Origin of the sequence: Brevundimonas sp. (assembly GCF_036399195.1) — a bacterium.
GTDB lineage: Bacteria > Pseudomonadota > Alphaproteobacteria > Caulobacterales > Caulobacteraceae > Brevundimonas.
Window position 1 is genome coordinate 1 of the sequence record NZ_DASWNO010000223.1, and the last position, 2230, is coordinate 2230.

Annotated in this window: 2 protein-coding genes; one reads left to right on the top strand and one right to left on the bottom strand. The window is 70.6% G+C overall.

The window, feature by feature from the left end:
- Positions 1–242 precede the first annotated feature (242 nt).
- Positions 243–1223, top strand: coding sequence for a KpsF/GutQ family sugar-phosphate isomerase (locus VGB60_RS09925; RefSeq protein ID WP_331038102.1), 981 nt, complete (start codon positions 243–245; stop codon positions 1221–1223).
- A 183-nt stretch (positions 1224–1406) separates the two neighbouring features.
- On the opposite strand, the gene VGB60_RS09930 is transcribed toward VGB60_RS09925, so the two are convergent.
- The gene (locus VGB60_RS09930; protein WP_331038103.1) at positions 1407–2006 is read right to left on the bottom strand and encodes a CAP domain-containing protein; all 600 of its coding nucleotides are present in this window, start codon (positions 2004–2006) and stop codon (positions 1407–1409) included.
- Between the last annotated feature and the right edge of the window lie 224 nt (positions 2007–2230).

Consider the following 2230-nt stretch of genomic DNA (forward strand, 5'->3'; position numbering starts at 1 on the left):
TGCCTGTGGATAACCCGCGACGTCAGAACCCAAAGTCCCCCTCTGCCGGTTCGGCCTCTCAACCGGTTCCAGGTCCGGCACTGTCAGGAGATCGGCCGGACGGGCGGCAACACAGAACGCGCATCGCTGCGCGGCCTCGCCACACGCCAGCCTAACATCGCCCCACGCTAGTCCGTCGCGCTTCGGTTCGGCGGAGTGCCGGGCGATTGTGAAACGCGGCGGGATGGGCCAATTCCTGCGGCATGGCCCCTTCTCCGTCCGACGTCGCCGCCATGACCGCCCGCGCCCATGAGGTCATCCGCCTGAACATCGCGGCCCTGCAGGCGCTGCAGAGCGGTCTCGACGACAGCCTGCCGCGCGCTTGCGAGATCATCCTGTCCCGGCCCGGCTATGTGGTGGTTACGGGCATGGGCAAGTCCGGGCACATCGGCGGCAAGATCGCCGCCACCCTGGCCTCGACCGGCACCAACGCCTTCTTCGTCCACCCAGCCGAGATGAGCCACGGCGACCTCGGCATGCTGCGCAAGGACGTCACCCTGCTGGCGATTTCCAACTCGGGCGAGAGCCGCGAGCTGCGCGACCCGCTGATCTACTGCCAGCGCGAGGGCATTCCGGTGATCGGCATGACCCAGCGGCCCAACAGCTTCCTCGGTCGCACGTCCGCCGTGTGCCTGACGATGCCGCAGGTCGCCGAGGCCTGCCCCAACAACCTGGCCCCGACGACGTCGACGTTGATGACGCTCGCACTCGGCGATGCGCTGGCCATGGTCCTGATGGATCAGCGCGGATTCACCGCCGAGGCGTTCGGCCTGCACCATCCGGGGGGCAAGCTGGGCATGAGCCTGCAGAGTGTGCGCGACTGGATGGGCGACCGCCCGCCGACGCCGGCGACCGTGCCGCTGGACGCCACGTTCGCCGAGGTCGTCTCCGCCATCACCGAGGGCCGCAAGGGCGCCGCCGCGGTGCTCGCGGCCGACGGCGCCCTGGCGGGGATCGTCACCGACGGCGACATCCGCCGGGCCTTCTCACGGGATCTGTCGGGGCTCACCGCCGCCGACGTGATGAGCCCGCGGCCCAAGGTCATCGGCCCCGACGCCCGCATGAGCGACGCCGTCGACCTGATGACCCAGAACAAGATCGCCACCCTGCTGGTGGTCGAGGCCGAACGCCCGGTCGCCATCGTCCACATCGCCGAGCTGATGCAGGCGGGGTATGTGAGCTGACGCGGACTCCCGTCTCCTCCCCACCTGTGGGGAGGTAGCGCGGCGCGCCTCAGCGCCGCGACGGAGGGGGCGGAGCAGGCGTCTGACCCTCAACCGTCAATCGGCACCCGGTGGAGTCGCCGCCTCCGTCTCGCCGGCTGCGCCGACGATCCACCTCCCCATGAATGGGGAGGAGACAGGAGCTCAGAACGCCCGGCCGCCGTCGATATTGCCCGGCGGCGAGTAGCGGCAGGCCAGCACCGAGCGGTCGGCCCGCGAGGCTATGGCGCAGCCGACATGGGTGGTGCCGCTCCAGACCACCTGGGTGTAGTGGCCGACATCGACCCAGTTGCCGGTGCGGCTGACGTTCGGGAACACGCCGGGGCGGTACTGCGCCTTCTTGGCGATCCACTCGCCGACCATCTCCTCCGGCGTGAAGTCGCGCCCGCCCCAGCCGGCCCACAGGTTCTCGCCATGGCCGTGCATCGACGGGTCGTGGGCGAACCGGCCGGTGGCGATCAGTTCGCCGGCCCACGCGCGCGACTCGGCTTCCAGGTCGTCGCTCCAGATCAGCGCCGGGGCGCCGACACGGGCACGTTCGACGTTGTGGGCGGCCAGCAGTCGCGCCTCGATCTGATCGGAGGGTCGTGCGCTGCGCGGCGGCGTGATCGGCACCACCTGGCGCGCCGTCTGCGGCGCCGGCTCCACCACCGGCCCGCGTCCCATCTGCGGCGTATAGCCGTCGGCGCAGGCCGCGGCCGCCGGCAGAAGCGCGGCCAGGATCGAGAGCAGGGAACGGCGCATGAAGTGTCCTCGGATCAGGGGCGGGGACATAGAGCGCCCCGACCCCCGCACCGTTCCCGTCCGTCCAATCAGCGGGCGTCGCCGCCCATCGGCGTATCCATCAGCGCCTTCTCGGTGTCGTCGCCTTCCAGCGTCAGGGTCTCGGCCGGCTTGCCGGCCTGGAATTCCTCCGTCGCCGACATCTTGCGGGCCCGCATGGCGTCAGCCAGCGCATCCATGTCGAG

Excerpts from the sequence above, each read along its gene's own strand:
- VGB60_RS09925 (WP_331038102.1), top strand. The coding sequence starts at position 243 with ATGGCCCCTTCTCCGTCCGACGTCGCCGCCATGACCGCCCGCGCCCAT.
- VGB60_RS09930 (WP_331038103.1), bottom strand. The coding sequence starts at position 2,006 with ATGCGCCGTTCCCTGCTCTCGATCCTGGCCGCGCTTCTGCCGGCGGCC.